Origin of the sequence: Acidovorax delafieldii 2AN, from assembly GCF_000175235.1 — a bacterium.
Lineage (GTDB): Bacteria > Pseudomonadota > Gammaproteobacteria > Burkholderiales > Burkholderiaceae_C > Acidovorax > Acidovorax delafieldii_B.
Window position 1 is genome coordinate 1 of record NZ_ACQT01000441.1, and the last position, 1,824, is coordinate 1,824.

Annotated in this window: 2 protein-coding genes and 1 pseudogene; all 3 read left to right on the forward strand. The window is 67.4% G+C overall.

The features are described 5' to 3' along the window. The first annotated feature begins 77 nt into the window (after positions 1 to 77). The 3 genes and pseudogenes from ACDELDRAFT_RS22010 to ACDELDRAFT_RS22020 all read left to right on the forward strand — a co-directional run bounded on the left by ACDELDRAFT_RS22010 (position 78) and on the right by ACDELDRAFT_RS22020 (position 1,788). Positions 78 to 453: pseudogene (locus tag ACDELDRAFT_RS22010) on the forward strand (VOC family protein). A gap of 78 nt (positions 454 to 531) precedes the next feature. Then, positions 532 to 1,368: a CPBP family intramembrane glutamic endopeptidase gene (locus tag ACDELDRAFT_RS22015; protein ID WP_005800854.1), complete on the forward strand. Its 837-nt coding sequence runs from the start codon at positions 532 to 534 to the stop codon at positions 1,366 to 1,368. Between the two features lie 6 nt (positions 1,369 to 1,374). Beyond that, complete coding sequence (locus ACDELDRAFT_RS22020) at positions 1,375 to 1,788, forward strand: hypothetical protein (protein ID WP_005800856.1); 414 nt, start codon at positions 1,375 to 1,377, stop codon at positions 1,786 to 1,788. Positions 1,789 to 1,824: the final 36 nt, after the last annotated feature.

Here is a 1,824-nt window from a genome sequence, read left to right on the forward strand (position 1 = left end):
GGCAACGCGGCGGCAGGCGACTGCCGCCAGCACCCATCGCCAGGGGCATCGCCCAGCCCCTGCTCTCAGGAGAACCCATGTTGGACCACGTCAAGTTCGGCGTCAGCAACTACGCCGCAAGCAAGGCGTTCTTCCTCCAGGCACTTGAGCCTCTCGGCGTCACCGTGGTGGCCGAAGGGTCGCCGGCCTACGGTGTCGAGCTCAGCACCCCAGGAAAGGCCTCGCTGTGCCTGTTCCAGACCGCTGAGAAGCCGGCACATCTGCACCTGGCGTTCAGGGCCGATACCCACGCGCAGGTGGATGCCTTCCATCGCGCAGCGCTGCAGGCGGGCGGCAAGGACAATGGGGCGCCGGGCCTGCACCCCCCAGTACCACGCGCATTACTATGCCGCTTTCGTCATGGGCCCGGATGGGCACAACATCGAAGTGGTGTGCAATGAACCCGCGCTCTGACCTTCACCCCGCAGAACCGCCCGCGACCGGCCCGGCCGGGTGGCTGGCGCCGGCCCCTTAAGCCCAACAGGAGGGCTTGTGATACCTGCCTCCCGCATTGCGCAAAAGCACGCTGTCCTGATCTACTGCGGGCTGGCCTTTGCGTTGTCATGGACGTACTGGCTGTACCTGCTGGGCAGTGGCCAACGCGTGGAACCCGGATCGACCGCAACGCACCTGCCGGGCCTCTTCGGCCCCTTCCTGGCCGCGCTGATCGTCACCGCGCTGGCAGACGGTGCCGATGGCGTTCGCCACTTTCTCGCCAGCTGCGTCCGCCTTCCAGCGCCGCGGCTTCGTTCGCTGCTGCTGGCCACTTCCCCACTGTGGTTCGGCCTGGCCCTCTTTGCCGTCCTTTCGGCGTTCAGGCCGCAACCCCCATCGCTGCAGGATTTCAACACCTACCCCGGGGTGCCCCGCCAGGGGTCTCTTGCAGCGACGGCGCTGCTTGCCTTCGTGCTCAACGGCCTGGGCGAGGAAGGCGGGTGGCGCGGCTTTGCGCTGCCTCGGCTGGCGCAGGGCCGCTCCAGGCTGCGGGCCGCCCTGCTGGTGGCGGGCATCTGGCTGCTGTGGCACATGCCGCTGTTTGCGCTGAACGCCAGCATGGCGGCCCTGCTGGGCCCGGCCCTCTTCGGCTGGGCCCTGGGCCTCACGGCCGGGTCGCTGGTGCTGGCGTGGCTTTACTTCAAGAGCCAGAGCGTGCTGGTGGTTGCGGCCTGGCACACATCCTTCAATTTCCTGGTGGCCACCGCGCCGGGCCAAGGCCTGGTGGCGGCCATTGCAAGCACGGTCGTCATGCTGCTGGGCCTGGTGATCGCCGTGGTCTGGTGGCGCGAAAATCCGGGCCAACGGCCAGCCTCGGCCGCCCACCGAAACTGAACTGCCATGCAAACCACCCGGCGCATTCTTGTCGTAGCCCTGTGCTACCTGCTTTCCTCCTACGGCATCCTGATGTCCCTGGTGCTGGCGGGCAAGTCGGTGATTGCGCCGTCGGGCGTGGCGGGGATCGGTCTGCTCATTCTGTTGGCCTGGGTATTTCACCTTGTCATGAGCGTGCATTGGATCGCTGACAGCCCGGCCCAGCGGTGGGTGCCGTTGGCGGGAATATGCACAGGCACCCTGGGCCTGGTGCTGTGGCCCGCAGAGCAGACCACGCTTTGGCCCTTTTCAATCACGGATGCATTGCGCGCCTTCGCCTTGGGCGGCGTGATGACACTGCCCTGCGTTGCCCTGGCCATTTATCTCGTCCGGTTCCATCTCACCCGGCGGCCCGCCAGGACTGCCCCGCCCTGCCGCTGACCCTGTGCGCCGGCCGGGCGCCAAACCGCGCAGGCT

Bases quoted from the DNA above. Each gene is read 5' to 3' on its own strand.
- ACDELDRAFT_RS22020 (WP_005800856.1), top strand. From the start codon at position 1,375: ATGCAAACCACCCGGCGCATTCTTGTCGTAGCCCTGTGCTACCTGCTT.